The sequence below is a fragment of the Roseomonas elaeocarpi genome (genome assembly GCF_042433915.1).
Taxonomy (GTDB): domain Bacteria; phylum Pseudomonadota; class Alphaproteobacteria; order Acetobacterales; family Acetobacteraceae; genus Roseomonas; species Roseomonas elaeocarpi.
Genome location: NZ_JBHLUN010000007.1, coordinates 49,156 through 66,194, shown reverse-complemented (window position 1 = coordinate 66,194; position 17,039 = coordinate 49,156). Strand labels below are relative to the sequence as shown.

At 71.9% G+C, this 17,039-nt stretch carries 14 protein-coding genes; 8 read left to right on the top strand and 6 right to left on the bottom strand.

What is annotated here, in order from left to right; translation table 11 throughout:
• Positions 1 to 22: 22 nt before the first annotated feature.
• Positions 23 to 952, bottom strand: coding sequence for a 2-hydroxyacid dehydrogenase (locus tag ACFFGY_RS10405; protein WP_377044423.1), 930 nt, complete (start codon positions 950 to 952; stop codon positions 23 to 25).
• A gap of 490 nt (positions 953 to 1,442) precedes the next feature.
• On the opposite strand from ACFFGY_RS10405, the gene gmd reads away from it, so the two are divergent.
• On the top strand, positions 1,443 to 2,423 hold the full coding sequence (gmd, locus tag ACFFGY_RS10400; protein WP_377044422.1) for a GDP-mannose 4,6-dehydratase: 981 nt from the start codon (positions 1,443 to 1,445) through the stop codon (positions 2,421 to 2,423).
• 3 nt (positions 2,424 to 2,426) lie between these two features.
• Positions 2,427 to 3,428, top strand: a complete 1,002-nt coding sequence (locus tag ACFFGY_RS10395) for a GDP-mannose 4,6-dehydratase (RefSeq protein WP_377044421.1) — start codon at positions 2,427 to 2,429, stop codon at positions 3,426 to 3,428.
• Between the two features lie 31 nt (positions 3,429 to 3,459).
• On the opposite strand, the gene ACFFGY_RS10390 is transcribed toward ACFFGY_RS10395, so the two are convergent.
• Entirely contained in the window at positions 3,460 to 3,867 is a 408-nt protein-coding gene (locus tag ACFFGY_RS10390) for a GtrA family protein (protein ID WP_377044420.1), read from the bottom strand.
• A gap of 263 nt (positions 3,868 to 4,130) precedes the next feature.
• Between ACFFGY_RS10390 and ACFFGY_RS10385 the strand changes: the two genes are divergently transcribed.
• Positions 4,131 to 4,730, top strand: coding sequence for a D-sedoheptulose 7-phosphate isomerase (locus ACFFGY_RS10385; protein ID WP_377044419.1), 600 nt, complete (start codon positions 4,131 to 4,133; stop codon positions 4,728 to 4,730).
• Between the two features lie 41 nt (positions 4,731 to 4,771).
• Here ACFFGY_RS10385 and rfbA read toward each other — a convergent pair whose 3' ends face one another.
• Genes rfbA through rfbB form a run of 4 tightly spaced genes read right to left on the bottom strand, consistent with a single transcriptional unit; the run spans position 4,772 to position 8,201 of the window.
• The gene (gene rfbA / locus ACFFGY_RS10380) at positions 4,772 to 5,641 is read right to left on the bottom strand and encodes a glucose-1-phosphate thymidylyltransferase RfbA (protein WP_377044418.1); all 870 of its coding nucleotides are present in this window, start codon (positions 5,639 to 5,641) and stop codon (positions 4,772 to 4,774) included.
• A 23-nt stretch (positions 5,642 to 5,664) separates the two neighbouring features.
• The gene (rfbD, locus tag ACFFGY_RS10375; RefSeq protein WP_377044417.1) at positions 5,665 to 6,567 is read right to left on the bottom strand and encodes a dTDP-4-dehydrorhamnose reductase; all 903 of its coding nucleotides are present in this window, start codon (positions 6,565 to 6,567) and stop codon (positions 5,665 to 5,667) included.
• Positions 6,568 to 6,575: 8 nt separating this feature from the next.
• Positions 6,576 to 7,133, bottom strand: coding sequence for a dTDP-4-dehydrorhamnose 3,5-epimerase (rfbC, locus tag ACFFGY_RS10370; protein ID WP_377044416.1), 558 nt, complete (start codon positions 7,131 to 7,133; stop codon positions 6,576 to 6,578).
• 12 nt (positions 7,134 to 7,145) lie between these two features.
• The gene (rfbB, locus tag ACFFGY_RS10365; protein ID WP_377044415.1) at positions 7,146 to 8,201 is read right to left on the bottom strand and encodes a dTDP-glucose 4,6-dehydratase; all 1,056 of its coding nucleotides are present in this window, start codon (positions 8,199 to 8,201) and stop codon (positions 7,146 to 7,148) included.
• A 302-nt stretch (positions 8,202 to 8,503) separates the two neighbouring features.
• On the opposite strand from rfbB, the gene ACFFGY_RS10360 reads away from it, so the two are divergent.
• From ACFFGY_RS10360 to ACFFGY_RS10340, 5 genes are all read left to right on the top strand, one after another.
• On the top strand, positions 8,504 to 10,438 hold the full coding sequence (locus ACFFGY_RS10360) for a glycosyltransferase family 2 protein (protein WP_377044414.1): 1,935 nt from the start codon (positions 8,504 to 8,506) through the stop codon (positions 10,436 to 10,438).
• A gap of 159 nt (positions 10,439 to 10,597) precedes the next feature.
• Complete coding sequence (locus tag ACFFGY_RS10355) at positions 10,598 to 13,030, top strand: hypothetical protein (RefSeq protein WP_377044413.1); 2,433 nt, start codon at positions 10,598 to 10,600, stop codon at positions 13,028 to 13,030.
• A gap of 376 nt (positions 13,031 to 13,406) precedes the next feature.
• Positions 13,407 to 14,924: a UbiA family prenyltransferase gene (locus ACFFGY_RS10350; RefSeq protein ID WP_377044412.1), complete on the top strand. Its 1,518-nt coding sequence runs from the start codon at positions 13,407 to 13,409 to the stop codon at positions 14,922 to 14,924.
• A 2-nt stretch (positions 14,925 to 14,926) separates the two neighbouring features.
• The gene (locus tag ACFFGY_RS10345; RefSeq protein ID WP_377044411.1) at positions 14,927 to 16,294 is read left to right on the top strand and encodes an FAD-binding oxidoreductase; all 1,368 of its coding nucleotides are present in this window, start codon (positions 14,927 to 14,929) and stop codon (positions 16,292 to 16,294) included.
• Positions 16,291 to 17,037: an SDR family oxidoreductase gene (locus ACFFGY_RS10340; RefSeq protein WP_377044410.1), complete on the top strand. Its 747-nt coding sequence runs from the start codon at positions 16,291 to 16,293 to the stop codon at positions 17,035 to 17,037. Before ACFFGY_RS10345 ends, ACFFGY_RS10340 begins: the two co-directional genes overlap by 4 nt.
• Positions 17,038 to 17,039 lie beyond the last annotated feature (2 nt).

Below are 17,039 nucleotides of genomic sequence, written 5' to 3'. Positions count from 1 at the left end.
CGCCGGCGGCCCCGCCGTCGCCTCAGTAGCCGCGGTCGAGGTCCACGCGGTGCAGCAGCGGCTCCCCGGCCCGTAACCGGCGGACGTTCTCGCGGAAGCTGTTCACCGTGGTCTCGAGCGAGGCGGTGGAGGAAGCGTGCGGCGTCACCACCAGCCCGGGCGTCGTCCAGAAGGGATGTTCCGGCGGCAAGGGCTCCTGCCGGAAGGCGTCGATGGTGGCGCCGCGCAGCTGGCCTGAGCGCAGCGCCGCGATCAGGTCTTCTTCCACCAGGTGCCCGCCGCGCCCGGCGCTGATCACCACGCCCCCCGCCGGCATCTGCCCGAAGGTGCTGGCGCACAGGATGTCGCGGGTTTCCGGCGTCAGCGCCAGCAGGTTCACCAGGATCTCGGTGCCCCGCAGGAACGCCCCGAAGCCCTCGCGTCCGTGGAAGCTTTCCACCCCCTCGATCTCGCGCGGCGTGCGCGACCAGCCGCGCACGCGGTAGCCCTGCGCCACGAGGCGCCGCGCCGTGAGGCCGCCCATCTGTCCCAGCCCCATCACGCCGACCGAAACCTCGCTTGCCGGGCGCATGGTGCGATAGGCCCATTCACGGCGCCGCTGCGCCGCAAGGAAATGTGCCACGTCGCGGTGGTGGAACATGGTCCAGCAGAGGACGTAGTCCGCCATGCGCGAGGCGAACTCCTCGTCCACCACGCGCACCAGCGGCACGTCGCGCGGCAGCGCCGGATCGCCCAGGAAATGGTCGATCCCCGCCCCGGTGGAGGAAATCATGCGCAGGTTGCGGAAGGGTCCGAGGAAGCCCGGCTCCATCCGGTACACCATGCAGATCTCGATCTCGTCCGGGTCGCCGGTCTCGGGCCAGGGGCGCAGCTCCTCCTCCGGCAGGGCGGCGCGCAGGGAGGCCATCAGGGCGTCGCCGTAGGCGGTGTGCAGGCGGCAAAGGATCGCCACGTCGGTCGGGTCTCCGGCTGGTTGGCGGCTGCGGGGTGGTCGCCGCAGCCCTGGCGGGCGCCACCGGGAAGCCTGCGGGCAGGCAGGCCGGGACACCTCTGGGAAGCTGGTGGGAAGCCTGTCAGGGGGCCGTTCGAGGGGCTCCCTGGAGGCCATCGACGAGGCCATTAGCAGGAACCGTGCCCCCGGCGGAGTAGCCGGGAGCACGACCCATGGCCACCCCTCACGGACGATCCTGAACCCCTGCCTGCCCTTGCGCCGGCAGGCCTCCGGCGGTTCGGCGGCGGGCTGCCTGCCTTCCCGCTGCCGGGCGACCCGCCAGTGCGGAAGCCGCCGCCGGCAGGACACCCATCTCTTTGCCGCACCGCAACCTGAGGATGGTTCCTTGCGCGCCATTGCACCCCGGGCAGCCCTTCGGCGTTCCCGCCGGGCACAATGTGTTTTAAGGAAGGTGTAGCGCGACGACCGAGAAGGCAGAGACCAGGCACGCATGGCGAGAGCACTGATTACGGGCGTGACGGGACAGGACGGCGCCTACCTGTCGCAGCTGTTGCTGGACAAGGGCTACGAGGTGTTCGGGCTGCTGCGCCGCTCCTCCTCGGGCGACGTGATCGACGAGCGCCTGCGCTGGCTCGGCATCGCCCAGCGCGTGCGGATGATGGACGGCAACCTGATCGACCTGAGCTCGCTGCTGCGTATCCTGCAGGAGGTTCAGCCGGACGAGGTGTACAACCTCGGCGCGCAGAGCTTCGTGAAGACCTCCTGGAACCAGCCGCTGCTGACCGGGCAGGTCACCGCGCTGGGCGCCGGAAACATCCTGGAGGCGGTGCGCCTCGCCGCCCCGAAGGCCCGCTTCTACCAGGCCTCATCCTCCGAGATGTACGGGCTGATCCAAGAGCCGGTGCAGAGCGAGACGACGCCCTTCTACCCGCGCTCGCCCTACGCGGTGGCCAAGCTCTACGCCCACTGGATGACCGTGAACTACCGCGAGTCCTTCGGGCTGCACGCCAGCTCGGGCATCCTGTTCAACCACGAGAGCCCGCTGCGCGGCATCGAGTTCGTCACCCGCAAGGTCACCGACGGTGCGGCCCGCATCAAGCTGGGCCTGGCCACCGAACTCAAGATGGGCAACCTCGACGCCAAGCGCGACTGGGGCCACGCCCGCGACTACGTCCGCGCCATGTGGATGATGCTGCAGCAGGACACGCCCGACGACTACGTGGTGGCCACCGGCCGCACCACCACGGTGCGCGACATGTGCCGCATCGCCTTCGCGCATGTGGGCCTCGACTACGAGGAGTTCGTGAAGGTCGACCCCGCCTTTCTGCGCCCCGCCGAGGTGGACGTGCTGCTCGGCAACGCCGCCAAGGCCCGGCAGAAGCTGGGCTGGGAGGCGGAAACCAGTCTCGAGGACATGATCGCCGAGATGGTGGAAGCCGACCTCGCCCGCCACCGGGTGCGGATGGGCTGAGCCGTGGCGGGCGCGGGGCCGGAAGCGGAACCAGGGATCGCAGCGGGGCCGCGTCGCGTCCTGCTCACCGGCGCGGGCGGCTTCGTGGGGCGGCACCTGCTGCCCATGCTGCGCGCCGCCCTGCCGGGCGCGCGGCTGGTGGCCACCACGCGGCACGGCGACGGAAAGGTGGCGGGCGCCGACGAGACGGTCACGCTCGACCTGCTCTCGACCGATCTGCGCCCCGCGATCCGCGCGCTGGCGCCCGACGCGGTGGTGCATCTGGCGGCCCAGGCCTCGGTGGGCGCTTCCTTCCGTGACCCGCGGCTGACCTGGCGCACCAACCTCGACGGGACGCTGGCGCTGGCGGAAGCGATCCTGGCGGAGCGTCCGGCGGCGCGGCTGCTGCATATCTCCTCGGCCGAGGTCTACGGGCTGAGCTTCCAGGCCGGCACCCCGCTGGACGAGAACGCGCCGATGCAGCCGGCCAATCCCTACGCCGCCTCCAAGGCCGCGGCCGACCTCGCGGTGGGCGAGATGGCGCTGCGCGGCCTCGACGCCGTGCGGCTGCGCCCCTTCAACCAGACCGGCCCCGGCCAGTCGCCGGACTACGTGGTGGCCGCCTTCGCGCGGCAGGTCGCGCTGATCGAGGTCGGGCAACAGGAGCCGGTGATCCGCACCGGCGCGCTGGACCGCTGGCGCGACTTCCTCGACGTGCGCGACGTCTGCACCGCCTATGCCGCGGCGCTCGTGCGGCCGGAACTGCCGCCGGGCACGGTGCTCAACCTCGCCACCGGCACGCCGCGCCGCGTGGGCGACATCCTCGACGGGCTGATCGAGCGCGCGGGCCTGAAGGGCGTGCGGGTCGAGGCCGAGGCCGCGCGCCTGCGCCCCACCGACCTGGAGCGCACCGCGGGCAGCGTTGCCGCCGCCAGGGGGACCCTGGACTGGCGCCCGGCCACGCCCTGGCAGCGCACGCTCGATGACATGCTGGCCGACTGGCGCGCCAGGGTGGCGGCGGGCTGACGCCGGTTCAGGGCCAGGCCCCGGCCTGGTTTCAGCCCGGGCGGAACACGTAGCGGCGCGACAGCGCGAAGTTGCCGGTCATCCCGACCAGCGCCCCGGCCGCCACCCCGATCACCGGCTGGTCCCGCACCGCCGGCACGGTGTTCAGCAGCAGGGCGTAGGTGCCGTAGTTCGCCACGAACCCCGCGAGGTTCACGATCAGGAAGCGCCCCCACTGCTGCGCGCGCCCCATCGCGGCCCCGTTGCCGCGAAAGGTCCAGGCCCGGTTCAGCGCCCAGTTCGCCGTGGCCGCCACGAGGTAGGACAGCACGCGCCCGCCATAAGGGCCGAAGCCCAGCCGCAGCGCCAGCAGCAGCACCGCCGAATCCACCACGACGCCCGTGGCGCCCACCACGCCGAAGCGCAGGAACTGCGCCGCCAGGGCGCGCCAACCTCCCACCAGTTATCCTCTCCAACAACGACGCGGCGGCATCCCGCGACACGCGGGAAGGTGCGCCCCCTTGCCGGCCCCGCGTCCCACCCGGCAGGCCGTCGCCGCGCCGGCTTCATGCGGTGGCGCGGCGATGGTATGAGCCGCCCGGCCTCGTCCGGAGCCGCCTGCCCAGGGTGCCCCAGGACGCGGCCAGCGACCACGCTTCCTGCCGCCCGGCACGGAACCACGCCGCAACCACACGCCATGCGCCGAGCCCCGGAGCCCCCACCATGCACGAGACCGAGCGCCGCTACGCACGGGATTACCTCGCGGAGTCCGTTCGCGCCACCGAGGACCTCGCGGCCGACACGGCGGCGCAGGAGGTGATCTTCCGCGTGGCGGAGGCGACCTGCCGCAGCCTGCGTGCCGGCGGCAAGCTGCTTCTCGCGGGCAATGGCGGCAGCGCCGCGGACGCGCAGCACATCGCGACGGAGTTCGTGTCGCGGCTGATGTACGACCGCGCGCCGCTGGCGGCGATCGCGCTGACCACCGACACCTCGGCCCTGACGGCGATCGGCAACGACTACGGCTTTGACCAGGTCTTCGCACGCCAGGTGCGGGCGATCGGACGGCCGGGCGACGTGTTCCTGGGGATCACCACCTCCGGCCGCTCCCCCAACATCCTGCTGGCGGCCGAGGCGGCGCGGGAGATGGGGCTGCACGTGTTCGGCTTCACGGGCCGCAACGGCGGGGCACTGGCGGAGCGCTGCGACGCCACGCTGCTGGCGCCGGCCGGGCAGACAGCGGTGGTGCAGCAGCTGCACATCACCGCGGCGCACGTGGTCTGCGCGCTGGTGGAGCGGCACTTCTTTCCGCCATCGGCCCCTTAAGCCGATGGTGGGGGGCCTACGGCGGGACGCGCCGCCGGCCTTCAGCCGCCCTCGGCGACCCGCAGCAGGTACTGGCCGTAGGTGCTCTTCTGCAGCTTACGGCCGAGCGCGATCAGCTGCGCCGTGTCGATCCAGCCGAGGCTGTGGGCGATCTCCTCCGGGCAGGCCATGCGGAAGCCCTGGCGCTTTTCCAGGGCGCGCACGAACTCGCCCGCTTCCAGCAGTGTGTCGGGCGTGCCCGTGTCCAGCCAGGCGAAGCCACGGCCCAGTAGCTCAACCTGCAGCTGCCCGCGCTCCAAGTAGGCGTTGTTCACGTCGGTGATCTCGAGCTCGCCGCGCGGCGACGGCTTCAGCTTGGCCGCGATCTCCACCACCTGCGGGTCGTAGACATACAGGCCGGTGACCGCCCAGTTGGAGCGGGGCTTGAGCGGCTTTTCCTCGATCGACAGGGCGCGGAAGTCCTTGTCGAAATCCACCACGCCGTAGCGCTCGGGGTCGCTCACCCGGTAGGCGAAGACGGTGGCGCCGGCGTCGCGCGCGCAGGAGCGCTTGAGCAGGTCCGGCAGGCCGTGGCCGTAGAACACGTTGTCGCCCAGCACCAGCATCGAGCAGTCGTTGCCCACGAAGTCGGCGCCGATGATGTAGGCCTGCGCCAGACCCTCGGGCTTCGGCTGCTCGGCATAGGAGATGCTGATGCCCCATTCCTTGCCGTCGCCCAGCAGCTCCCGGAAGCGCGGCAGGTCGGCCGGGGTCGAGATGATCAGGATATCGCGCACGCCCGCCAGCATCAGCGTGGTAAGCGGGTAGTAGATCATCGGCTTGTCGTAGATCGGCAGCAGCTGCTTCGAGGTGACGTGCGTCATCGGGTGCAGCCGGGTGCCGCTGCCGCCGGCGAGGATGATGCCCTTCATGGTCGCGTGTTCCTCGGTGTGTCTCAGGCCGCCGCGGCGAGCAGGCGGAGGATGCAGCGTTCGGTGGAAAGGCGCCAGTCGGGCAGCGTCACGCCGTGAACCCGCGTGAGCTTCGTGCCGTCGAGGCGGGAATTGGCAGGGCGCCTGGCCGGTGTCGGGTACTCGGCGGTGGTGATCGGCCGCACGCGCGCTTCCGGCCCGCCGTGGCGGGCGGAGATGCTGAAGATGGTGCTGGCGAACTCCGCCCAGTTGGTGCTGCCGCTGCCGGTCATGTGGAACACGCCGCGCAAGGCTTCGTCGCGCGAGGCCTCATTGCGCGAAGCGATGAGGTTGCGCCCCACCGCGATCACCGCGTCGGCGATGTCGAGGGCCGCGGTCGGGCAGCCCTGCTGGTCGGCCACCACAGTCAGCTCGTCGCGCGTGGCGCCGACGCGCAGCATGGTCTTGATGAAGTTCGCGCCGAAGGGCGAATACACCCAGGCGGTGCGCAGGATCGCGTGGTCGGGATTGGCGGCGGCCACCGCCCGCTCGCCGCTCAGCTTGGAGCGGCCGTAGGCACCGATCGGGCCGGTGGGGTCGTCCTCGCGGTAAGGGCGGTCGAGCGTGCCGTCGAAGACGTAGTCGGTGGACAGGTGCACCACCGGCACGCCGATCGCGGCCGCGGCGGCGGCCACGGCACCGGCACCGGCGCCGTTGATCCGCTCGGCCAGTTCGGGCTCGCTCTCGGCCTTGTCCACCGCGGTATAGGCGGCGGCGCTCACCACCAGGTCCGGCGCCGCGTCGCGCAGGGCGGGCAACACGGTTTCGGGCCGGGCGAGATCGAGCGCCGGGCGGCCCACCGCCACGACGGTGACGCCGTGGTGGGCGGCGCGCTCGATCAGCGACTGCACCACCTGGCCCTCGCGGCCGGTGACGGCGATGCGCATGGGGCGGTTCACGCGAAGTAGGTGGGCAGGTCGGCGAGGACGGGGTGCCTGCGGTCCTTGTCGGACAGGATCGCCGCTTCCGCCGAAACGGGCCAGTTGATCCCGAGTGCCGGGTCATCCCAGGCGAGGCCGTGGTCGTGGTCCGGGGCGTAAAGGCCGGTGACCTTGTAGAGCACCTCGGCATCCGGGGTCAGCGTGCAGAAGCCGTGCGCGAAGCCCGCCGGCACCAGCATCTGCGCCCAGTTCTCGGCCGAAAGCTCCACCGCCACGTGCCGGCCGTAGGTCGGCGAGGAACGGCGGATGTCCACCGCCACGTCCAGGATGGCGCCGCGCACCACGCGGATCAGCTTGTCCTGCGCGAAGGGCGGGCTCTGGAAATGCAGGCCGCGCACCGTGCCGACCTCGGCCGACAGGGAATGGTTGTCCTGCACGAAGTCCAGCGTGATGCCGGCCTCGCGGAAGCGCGCCTGGTTGTAGACCTCGGAAAAGAAGCCCCGGTGATCGCCGAACCGCTTCGGGCGGATCACCTTGACCTCGGGGATGGCGGTGGTTTCGACGTCGAGCATGGGGATCGCCTTTTACGCGCTGAGGCCGAGGCGCTCGCCACGGTAGGAGCCGGAGCGCACGCTCTCCCACCAGGCGCGGTTGTCGAGGTACCAGCGCACGGTCTTGCGCAGCCCCGTCTCGAAGGTTTCCGCCGGGCGCCAGCCGAGCTCGCGCTCGATCTTGCCGGCGTCGATGGCGTAGCGGGCGTCATGGCCCGGGCGGTCGGTCACGAAGGTGATCAGTTCGGCATGCGGCCGTTCCGCCGGCGCCATCTCGTCCATCAGGGCGCAGATGGCGCGCACCACGTCGATGTTGGTGCGCTCGTTGTGGCCGCCGATGTTGTAGGTCTCGCCCACCACGCCCCGCTCCGCCACCAGGATCAGCGCCTCGGCATGATCGTCCACGTAGAGCCAGTCGCGGATGTTCTCGCCCTTCCCGTAGACCGGCAGGGGCTTGCCCTCCAGCGCGTTGAGGATGGTGAGCGGGATCAGCTTCTCGGGGAAGTGGTAGGGGCCATAGTTGTTGGAACAGTTGGTGGCCACCGTCGGCAGGCCGTAGGTGTGGTGCCAGGCGCGCACGAAGTGATCCGAGGCCGCCTTGGAGGCCGAGTAGGGCGAGTTCGGCTGGTAGGGCGTGTCCTCGCGGAAGAAGCCCTCCGCGCCCAGTGAGCCGAACACCTCGTCGGTGGAGATGTGGTGGAAGCGGAAGGCCCCCTTCCCGGCCTCGTCCAGCCCGCGCCAGTGGTCCAGCGCCGCCTGCAGCAGGGTGAAGGTGCCCACCACGTTGGTCTGGAGGAACTCGCCGGGCCCGTCGATCGAGCGGTCCACGTGGCTCTCGGCCGCCAGGTGCATCACCGTGTCGGGCCGGAACTCGGCAAAAGCGGCGCGCATGGCCGCGAGGTCGGCGATGTCGGCCTGCAGGAAGCGGTAGCGGTCGCTGTCGGCCACCGGCCCCAGGGATTCGAGGTTGCCGGCATAGGTCAGCTTATCGACCACCAGGACCTCGTGCGGGGTGTCGCGGATCAGCTTGCGCACCACGGCGGAGCCGATGAAGCCGGCGCCGCCCGTGACGAGGAACTTCTTGCGCATCGGCGGGGGATCTTCCTTCAACGCTGTGCCAGTCTGGCTTTGCCGGTCCGGCTGTGCCGGTCGGGGGAGGTGGCCGGCCGGCAGGACGCCGCTGACCGGGAACCCACGGTCACCCGCGCCTCCACCGGTCCGGGCTCCCACAGGTCCGATCCCCGGAAACAGGGGCCGGTCGCTACCAGATCGCACCAGGGCCAGCAAGCAGGCGCGGCGGGACGTGGCGGCCTGCCCCTTCCCCTGGCACGACCCTCCCCCTGGCACGAAGGGTGGCGCCGCTTCCGCCCCCCGGCTAGGGATGGCGGGACATGAGCCCCGCCCAGCACCTTCGCCAGATCGCCGCCGCCGCCCGTCGGGAGCTGCGCCGGCGCCCCGCCCTGCACCGTCCGCTGCGCCGGGCGGTGATCCTGGCCATGCGGGTGCGGCCGGTGGCGGAGCTGGTCACCCGGCTGCTGGAGCCGCACCGCCGCGCCACGATCCTGGCCTACCCGCAATGGGTGCGCGAGAACGACACGATCACCGAGGCCGACCGCGCCGCGATCCGGGCCGCGATCCCGGGCCTGGCGCGTAAGCCGCTGATCTCGGTGGTGATGCCCGCCTACAACACCGACCCGGCGCTGCTGCGCGCCGCGGTGGCCTCGGTGCAGCGGCAGCTCTACCCGCACTGGGAGCTCTGCGTCGCCGACGATGCCTCGCCGGATGGGCGCGCCTGGGCGCTGCTGCAGGAGCTCGCGGCCGCGGACAAGCGGATCAAGGTGATGCGGCGCGAGCAGAACGGCCACATCAGCGCCGCCACCAACTCGGCGCTGGCGCTCGCCACCGGCGAGTTCGTGGCGCTGATGGACCATGACGACCTCCTGCCCGAGCACGCGCTGTTCGAGGTCGCGGCCGAGATCAGCGCCTACCCCGACGCCGACATGATCTATTCCGACGAGGACAAGATCGACGGCCGGGGCCGCCGCTCCGCCCCCTACTTCAAGCCGGACTTCAACGCCGAGCTGCTGCTGGGCCAGAACTTCATCAGCCACCTGGGCGTGTACCGGCGCAGCCTGCTGGAGGAGATCGGGGGCCTGCGCGTCGGCTTCGAAGGCAGCCAGGACTACGACCTGGCGCTGCGCGCGACGGAACGGACCACGCCCGAGCGCATCCGCCACATCCCGGCGGTGCTGTACCACTGGCGCCAGGGCGCGTCGGAACAGTCCTTCTCGGAAAGCGCGCTGGCCCGCTGCGCCGACAGCGCCCGCCGCGCCGTGGCGGAGCATCTGCGCCGCACCGGCGTCGGCGATGCCGTGGTGGGCAACCTCGAGGACATGCCGGCCTGGGTGGAGGTGCGCCGCCCCCTGCCCGCGCCGCTGCCGCTGGTGTCCGCCATCATCCCCACCCGTGACCGCGCCGGGCTGCTGCGCACCTGCGTCGAGGGTCTGCTGCACCGCACCGACTACCCGGCGCTCGAGGTCATCATCGTGGACAACGGCAGCGAGGAGGCGGAAACGCTGGCGCTGTTCCGCGAGCTTTCGGCCGATGCGCGCGTGCGGGTGCTGCGGATCGAGGGGCCGTTCAACTACGCCGCCCTGAACAACCAGGCCGCCGCCGAGGCGCGGGGCGAGATCCTGCTGCTGCTCAACAACGACATCGAGGTGATCGAGCCGGGTTGGCTCAAGGCGATGGTGGCGCACGCCGTGCGGCCCGAGATCGGCGCGGTGGGCGCGCGCCTGCTCTACGCCGACGGGCGGGTGCAGCACGCGGGCGTCATCCTGGGTGTTGGCGGCGACCCGGCGGTGGCGGGTCACCTCCATTCCACCGCGCTGCGCTCCGACCCCGGCTATTTCGGCCACCTGCGCCTGGCGCGCGAAGCCTCGGCCGTGACCGCCGCCTGCATGGCGCTGCGACGTTCCGTCTTCGAGGAAGCCGGCGGCTTCGATCAAGAGAAGCTGAAGGTCGCCTTCAACGACGTGGACCTTTGCTTGAAGATCCGCGCCCTGGGCTACCGCATCGTGTGGACGCCGCTGGCCGAGCTTTACCACCTCGAGTCCGTCTCCCGCGGCTCCGACCTGCGACCCGAAACCATCGAGCGCTTCAAGCGCGAGATCGCGGTGATGCGCGAGCGCTGGGGCCCGGTGCTGGACAACGACCCCTTCTACGGCCCGAACTTCGCCCGCATGGGCGGCCATTACGAGCTGGCGGCGCGGACGCGGCGGGTGCGGCCGTGGCAAGCCGGCCACACGGCGGCGGGTACGGGCTGACACCCCTGCCCGCGACGGGTGCAAGGCACGCCGGCGTCTCGCCAGACGCGAACGGGACCCCTATCGTGCTTTCGTCGTCGCCCATGGCAGCCGGTCCACGAGGCCATCCGGTCACCTTGACGTCCTGCCCCACCTGAGCCTCCCGGCCTGAACACTTCCATGCAGATGTCTGACGCGTCCACCCGGGGCCGGCACGGCCGGCTCGGCCAGGCCTGGGACGTGCTGTCCGGGCTGCTGATCCTTCTCGCCTGCGTGGTGGCCTTTGTTCCGCTGCTGCCGCTCATGCCGCAGACCGGGCTGGACAGCGCCTGGGCCTTCGCGGTGAACGCCGCCGTCGGTCAGGGGCTGGTCTTCGGCCGGGACCTGGTCTTCACCTTCGGCCCCTACGCCGCCGACTACACCCTGCAGTACCACCCGGCGACCGACACGCTGGCGCTCTGGAGCAGCCTGCTGCTGGCGGTCTCGATGGCGGGCGGGCTTTGCGTGCTCAGCGCCCGGCGCGGCAGGGTGGCGGCGCTGGTGCTGGCGGTGTTCCTGGCGACGGCCTGGCTGCGCGACCCGCTCTTCTTCCTGCTGCCGGCGCTGTTCCTGGTTCTGGCCTGCCGCGTGGCGGGGGCGCCGCGTCCCGCCGTCCCACCGGCGGATCCTCGCCCCACCGCCTCGCCCAGGATGGCGGTGGCGAGCCTGGTGCTGCTGATCCTCAGCCTCGCGCTGTTGCCGCTGATCAAGGGGACCTTTGCCGCGGCGTCGGGGGCCGTGCTCGGGCTGGTGGTCCTGCTCCTGCTGCTGCGCCGGCGCTGGCGCCCGGCGGTGGCGATGGCGGTGCTGTTCGCCGTAGCGATGCCGCTGTTCTGGTGGCTGGCCGGGCAGCCGCCGTTGGCACTGCCGGGCTTCTTCCTGGCGCAGGGGCCGATCATCAGCGGCTACACCGAGGCGATGTCGGTCGAGGGGCCGTTCTGGCAGGTTCTCCTGGCGGCGGCGGCGGCGATCCTGATCCTGCTGTTCAACCTGCCGGTCCACATCCGGTGGCCTGCCGGCACCGCCTCCTTCGGAACGGCGGCTCCGGCATCGCGGGACTGGCTGGGCGAGGCGGCCCTGTGGCTCGGCCTCGCCGCGCTGCTGTTCCTGGCATTCAAGGCGGGGCTGGTGCGGCACGACGGCCACGTCGTGATCACCGGCGTCAGCCTGGCCATCCTGCCCTGGCTGCTGGTGCTGGGACGGACCGGTCGCGGCCCGTGGTTGGGCCTCGCTGTGGGGCTGCTCTGCTGGGCCGCGCTGGTCTGGCCGGAGCCGGGGACGACGCCCTCCCGCTACCTCGCCACCACCTACCGCGACGCCGTGCGGGGCGGCCTGGCCCGGCTGGGCAGCCGCGATCCCTTCGGGCAGCAGTTCGACGCCACCCTGGCCCAGATCCGGCGGGAAAATCCCCTGCCGCCGCTGCAGGGCACGATCGACAGCTATTCCACCGGGCAATCGGTGCTGCTGGCGCACGGGCTGCGCTGGTCGCCGCGGCCGGTGCTGCAAAGCTATTCCGCCTACCTGCCGGAACTGGCCGAGGCGAACCGCCGGCACCTCGAAGGTTCCGGGGCGCCCGACAACCTTCTGTTCGCGATCGAGCCGGTGGACGACCGCCTTCCCTCGCTGGAGGACGGGCTGAGCTGGCCGGACCTGCTGGTGAACTACGAGGCGGTCGCGCTGAGCCATGAGCGCGCCCTGCTGCGCCGACGCCCCGCCGCCGAGCGCCCGCCGCCGATGCTGGGCGACCTGCTCGGCGCCGGCCGCTACGCCATGGGCCAGCCGATCGCGCTGCCGGGCGGGCAGACGGCGCTCTGGGCCAGGGTGTCGGTCAAGCCCACCCTGCTGGGGCGCCTGGTCGCGATGCTCTACAAGCCGCCGCAGCTGCGGGTGCGGGTCGCGCTGATCAACGGCAAGCAGGAGGAATACCGCTTCGTGCCCGGTATGGCCGAGGCCGGCTTCCTGATCTCCCCCGTGGTCGGCGACACCACGCAGTTCCTCAGCCTGACCCTGCCCGGCGCCGGGCTCTACGAGGGGCGCATACCGGTGTCCTTCGCGATCCTGGGTTCGAGCGGCAGCCGCTGGCTGTGGCAGAACGCCGTGGATGTCGGCTTCCGGGCGGTGCGGCTGCCGCAGTCGGAAACGGTGCGCGCCCTGATCTTCCCGCCGCCCCTGCGCGAGGAACCCGCAGAGCGCCCCCTGCTGACGGGCCACGGCAAGTGCTTCCTCGACACGCTGGACGGACATGACTTCCCCCGCAGCGGGCCGATGCGCCTCGACGGCCGCCGCCGGCTGGCCGGCTGGGGCTTCCTGGAACTGCCCGCGGCGGTGGACCCCGAGGCCATGCGCCTGGTGCTGACCGAGCCCGACGGCGTGGCGCACGTCTTTCCGGTGCGCACGAGCCTGCGGCCCGATGTCGGCGTGTATTTCGGCCAGCAGCAGCTGAACCGCATCGGCTTCGAGGCGCTGGTGGACGTGGCCGGCATGCCGGGCCGCTACGGGGTGGAGCTGGAGATGCGCGGCGCCGGGCGCGTGCAGACCTGCACGCTCTATCCCACGGCGGAGGTCCCGCCCTGAGCCCGGCGCCACCATGCCCGCGGGCTCACCCTCCCGGCGGCGCCTCGGCTCGCCACGCGGCGGGGCCTCTGGCCCATGCCCCGGGTCAATCCCTGGCTCACCCCCTGGTTCACCCTCTGGCCCACCCCCTGGCGCACTCCTCGGGTTGCACTTTGGGCGACGTCCCGGTGCGACCCTTGAACCGGCCCGCGCGTGGTGCTTCCGGGCGGTCGTGTAACGGACGCATTGCACGCGCCCGGCGCATCGCCTATAGGCGCCGCCGCACCGGCACCCGCCCTGTCAGGGCAGGCCGCCAGGCCCCGCACCCTTTCCCGAGCCTTACGCCGCGCCCGGTCACGGGCGACGGGGGACAGACAAAGTGATCGGCACCGCCCGGATGGATCAGACTGCAAGCCACCCGGCGCCGCTGCCTCGCGTTTCGCCTGCCTCGGCCGTATCCGCAACCCTGCCGGAACAGGCGCCGGGCGCCGACCTGGGCCCGGCGCCGCGCCCGATCGTGGTGGACCTGGACGACACGCTGCTGCGCACCGACACGCTGCTCGAGGTGGTGCTGCTGATGCTGCGGCAGCGCCCCTGGACGCTGGTGCTGCTGCCTTTCTGGCTGCTGGGCGGCAAGGCGCACCTCAAGCGCCGCATCATGGAACATGTCGAGGCTGACCTTTCCACCCTGCCGGTGAACGAGCCGCTGCTGCGCTGGCTGCGCGAGCAGCACGCGGCCGGCGTGCCGCTGCACCTGTTCTCGGCGGCCGACGAGCGGATCGTGCGGCCGTTGGCCCGGCACTTCGGCATCTTCGGTTATGCCCGCGGCAGCGACGGCACGGTGAACCTGTCCGGCGCCCGCAAGCTCGAGGCGATCCGCGCCCTGGTGGGCGAGCGCTTCGCCTACGTGGGCGACCACCTGAAGGACGTGGTGATCTGGCAGGCCTGCGGGGCGGCGGTGCCGGTGGGCGACGTCGCGCGGCTGCGGCGCGCCATGGGACCGGGGGTGGAGGTGGTCGCGGTCTTCGAGGCCCCCTCGCCCGGCCCGCGCACCTGGATCAAGGCGCTGCGCCTGCACCAATGGGCCAAGAACGCGCTGCTCTTCGTGGCGGCGCTGCTGGGCGGCAACGTCCTGGGCGACCTGCCGCTCTCGGCGCTGGGCTTCCTGAGCTTCGGGCTGCTGGCCTCGGCCACCTACCTCGTCAACGACATGCTCGACCTCGCGGCCGACCGGGCACACCGCTCCAAGCGCTTCCGCCCGCTGGCCTCGGGCGCGCTGCCGCTGCGCCAGGGCGTCGTCGCGGTGCCGGTGCTGCTGATCCTGGCGGGGCTGCCGATGCTGTGGATGCCGGTGGCCTTCGCCGAGGTCGCCCTTCTCTACGTCGCCGTGACACTGGCCTACTCGTTTCACGTCAAGCGCGTGCTGATGCTGGACGTGATCACGCTGGCCGGCCTGTTCACGGTGCGCATCCTGGCCGGCATCGCGGCGCTGCACCATCCGGTCACGCCCTGGCTGCTGGCCTTCTCGATGTTCTTCTTTCTCAGCCTCGCCTGCGTGAAGCGCCACAGCGAGTGCCTGGTGATGGCGGCCGAGGGCACCACCTCCGCGCCCGGCCGCGCCTACCGGCCGGGCGACGCGCCCTGGCTGATGGCGATGGGGGCGGCCAGCGGCTTCTCGGCCATGTCTACCTTCTTCATCTTCCTGGTGGGCTTCGGCTCGCCGATCCTGCTCTACCCGCACCCTCGCTGGATGTGGCTGGTCTGCATCATCCTGGGCTATTGGATCTGCCGCACCTGGGCGCTGGCGACGCGCGGCGAGATGAACGACGACCCGGTGCTCTTCGCGGTGCGCGACCCGCTGTCGCTGGTCCTGGCGGGGCTGATCGGCGTGCTGATGCTGCTGGCGCGCTACTGACCGTGCCCGACCACCCTTTGCGCGAGGACTACCTGTCCTGGGGTCGCGTCCGGCGCCTGGCCCAGCGCGTGATCCGCCCGGGCTTCCGGGACGAGGCCGTGCAACTGCTGCCCCGCCTCGCCGCCGAGGCGCCGGTGCTGCCCTTCGGCCAGGGGCGTTCCTACGGAGATTCCTGCCTGAACGGCGGCGGCGTGCTGGTGGACACCGCCGGGTTGGACCGTTTTCTCCGCTTCGACCGGGAGGCCGGGGTGATCGAGGCCGAGGCCGGGGTGACGCTGGCGCAGATCCTGCTGCTGCTGGGCCGCGCGGCGGAGCCCGGCCGCAGCTGGTTCCTGCCGGTGACGCCGGGCACCAAGTTCGTCACCGTCGGCGGCGCCATCGCCAACGACGTCCATGGCAAGAACCATCACAGCGCCGGCTGCTTCGGCAACCACGTGCTGTGGCTGGACCTGCTGCGCTCCGACGGCACGGTGCTGCGCTGCTCGCCCACCGAGAATGCCGAACTCTTCGCCGCCACCGTGGGCGGGCTGGGGCTGACCGGGCTGGTGCTGGCGGCGGCGATCCAGCTCAAGCCCGTGCCCTCGCTCTGGCTGGAGGCGGAGGACATCCGCTACGACACGCTGCGCGAGTTCCACCAACTGAGCGCGGAGTCGCTCGCGGAATGGGACTACACCGTGGCCTGGGTCGACTGCCTGGCGCGCGGCCCGGCGCTGGGCCGGGGCATCTTCAGCCGTGCCCGCCACGTCAGCCGCGCCGAGCCCGCGCCGCCGCCGGTGATGCAACCGAAGCTGCGCGTGCCGGTGGACCTGCCGGGCTTCGTGCTGAACGGCGCCACGATCGGCGCCTTCAACGGGTTCTACTGGCGCCGGGCCAAGCGGCCCTCCACCCCGCGCATCACCGCCTACGAGCCGGTCTTCTACCCGCTGGACGCCATCGGCAACTGGAACCGCATCTACGGGGCGCGCGGCTTCTTCCAGTACCAGTGCGTGGTGCCGCCCGAGGCCGCCGAGACGGCCATCCCGGCGCTGCTGGAGGCGATCGCCGCGGCGCGGCAGGGCTCCTTCCTGGCGGTGCTGAAGACGCTGGGGGAACGCCGATCGCCGGGGATGCTGTCCTTCCCCATGCCGGGCGTGACGCTGGCGCTGGACTTCCCCAATCGCGGCACCGCCACGCGCGACCTGCTCGACCGCCTCGACGCCGTCACCGCCGCGGCCGGCGGGCGCGTCTACCCGGCCAAGGACGGCCGCGTTTCGGCGCGTGACTTCCGGCGCGGCTACCCGGAGTGGCGGCGCTTCGCCGCCCAGGTGGACCCGCGCTTCTCCTCCAATTTCTGGCGTCGCGTCGCGGGGCCTGCTGGAACGGACGCATGAGACGCATCGTGATCTTCGGCGCGACCTCGGCCATCGCGCAGGCCGTGGCCCGCCTCTTCGCGGCGGACGGCGCCCGGCTGTTCCTGGTGGCCCGCAATGCCGAGCGGCTGGATGCGGTGGCCGCCGACCTGCGCGCCCGCGGCGCCGGAACCGTCGCCACCGCCACGGCCGACCTCGCGGATGAGGGCGCGCACGCCGCCCTGGTGGCGCAGGCCGAGGCGGCGCTGGAGGGCCTCGACGCCGCGCTGATCGCGCACGGCACGCTGGGCGACCAGAGCCGCAGCGAGTCCGATGCCGACGCCGCCCTGGCCGAGCTGCGCAACAACTTCCTCAGCCCCGCCTCGATCCTGACGCACCTTGCGAACCGCATGGCGGCGCAGGGCCACGGCACGATCGCGGTGATCGGCTCCGTCGCCGGCGACCGGGGACGGATGAGCAACTACGTCTACGGCAGCGCCAAGGGCGGCCTGCGCGTCTTCGTGCAAGGCCTGCGCCACCGTCTCGGCAAGTCCGGTGTTTCCGTGGTGCTGGTGCAGCCGGGCTTCGTGGACACGCCGATGACGGCGGGCGTCGCCAACCGGGGCGGTCCGCTCTGGGCGAAGCCGGAGCGTGTGGCGCGCGACATCCGCCGCGCCATGGATCGCGGTGGCCCGGCGATCCTTTACACGCCCTGGTTCTGGAGCCCGATCATGACGGTGGTGCGCAACCTGCCCGACGCCGTGTTCCGCCGGACCAAGATGTGACG

Excerpts from the sequence above, each read along its gene's own strand:
- gmd (WP_377044422.1), top strand. The coding sequence starts at position 1,443 with ATGGCGAGAGCACTGATTACGGGCGTGACGGGACAGGACGGCGCCTAC.
- ACFFGY_RS10385 (WP_377044419.1), top strand. The coding sequence starts at position 4,131 with ATGCACGAGACCGAGCGCCGCTACGCACGGGATTACCTCGCGGAGTCC.
- rfbA (WP_377044418.1), bottom strand. The coding sequence starts at position 5,641 with ATGAAGGGCATCATCCTCGCCGGCGGCAGCGGCACCCGGCTGCACCCG.
- rfbD (WP_377044417.1), bottom strand. The coding sequence starts at position 6,567 with ATGCGCATCGCCGTCACCGGCCGCGAGGGCCAGGTGGTGCAGTCGCTG.
- rfbC (WP_377044416.1), bottom strand. The coding sequence starts at position 7,133 with ATGCTCGACGTCGAAACCACCGCCATCCCCGAGGTCAAGGTGATCCGC.
- rfbB (WP_377044415.1), bottom strand. The coding sequence starts at position 8,201 with ATGCGCAAGAAGTTCCTCGTCACGGGCGGCGCCGGCTTCATCGGCTCC.
- ACFFGY_RS10360 (WP_377044414.1), top strand. The coding sequence starts at position 8,504 with ATGAGCCCCGCCCAGCACCTTCGCCAGATCGCCGCCGCCGCCCGTCGG.
- ACFFGY_RS10355 (WP_377044413.1), top strand. The coding sequence starts at position 10,598 with ATGCAGATGTCTGACGCGTCCACCCGGGGCCGGCACGGCCGGCTCGGC.
- ACFFGY_RS10350 (WP_377044412.1), top strand. The coding sequence starts at position 13,407 with ATGGATCAGACTGCAAGCCACCCGGCGCCGCTGCCTCGCGTTTCGCCT.
- ACFFGY_RS10340 (WP_377044410.1), top strand. The coding sequence starts at position 16,291 with ATGAGACGCATCGTGATCTTCGGCGCGACCTCGGCCATCGCGCAGGCC.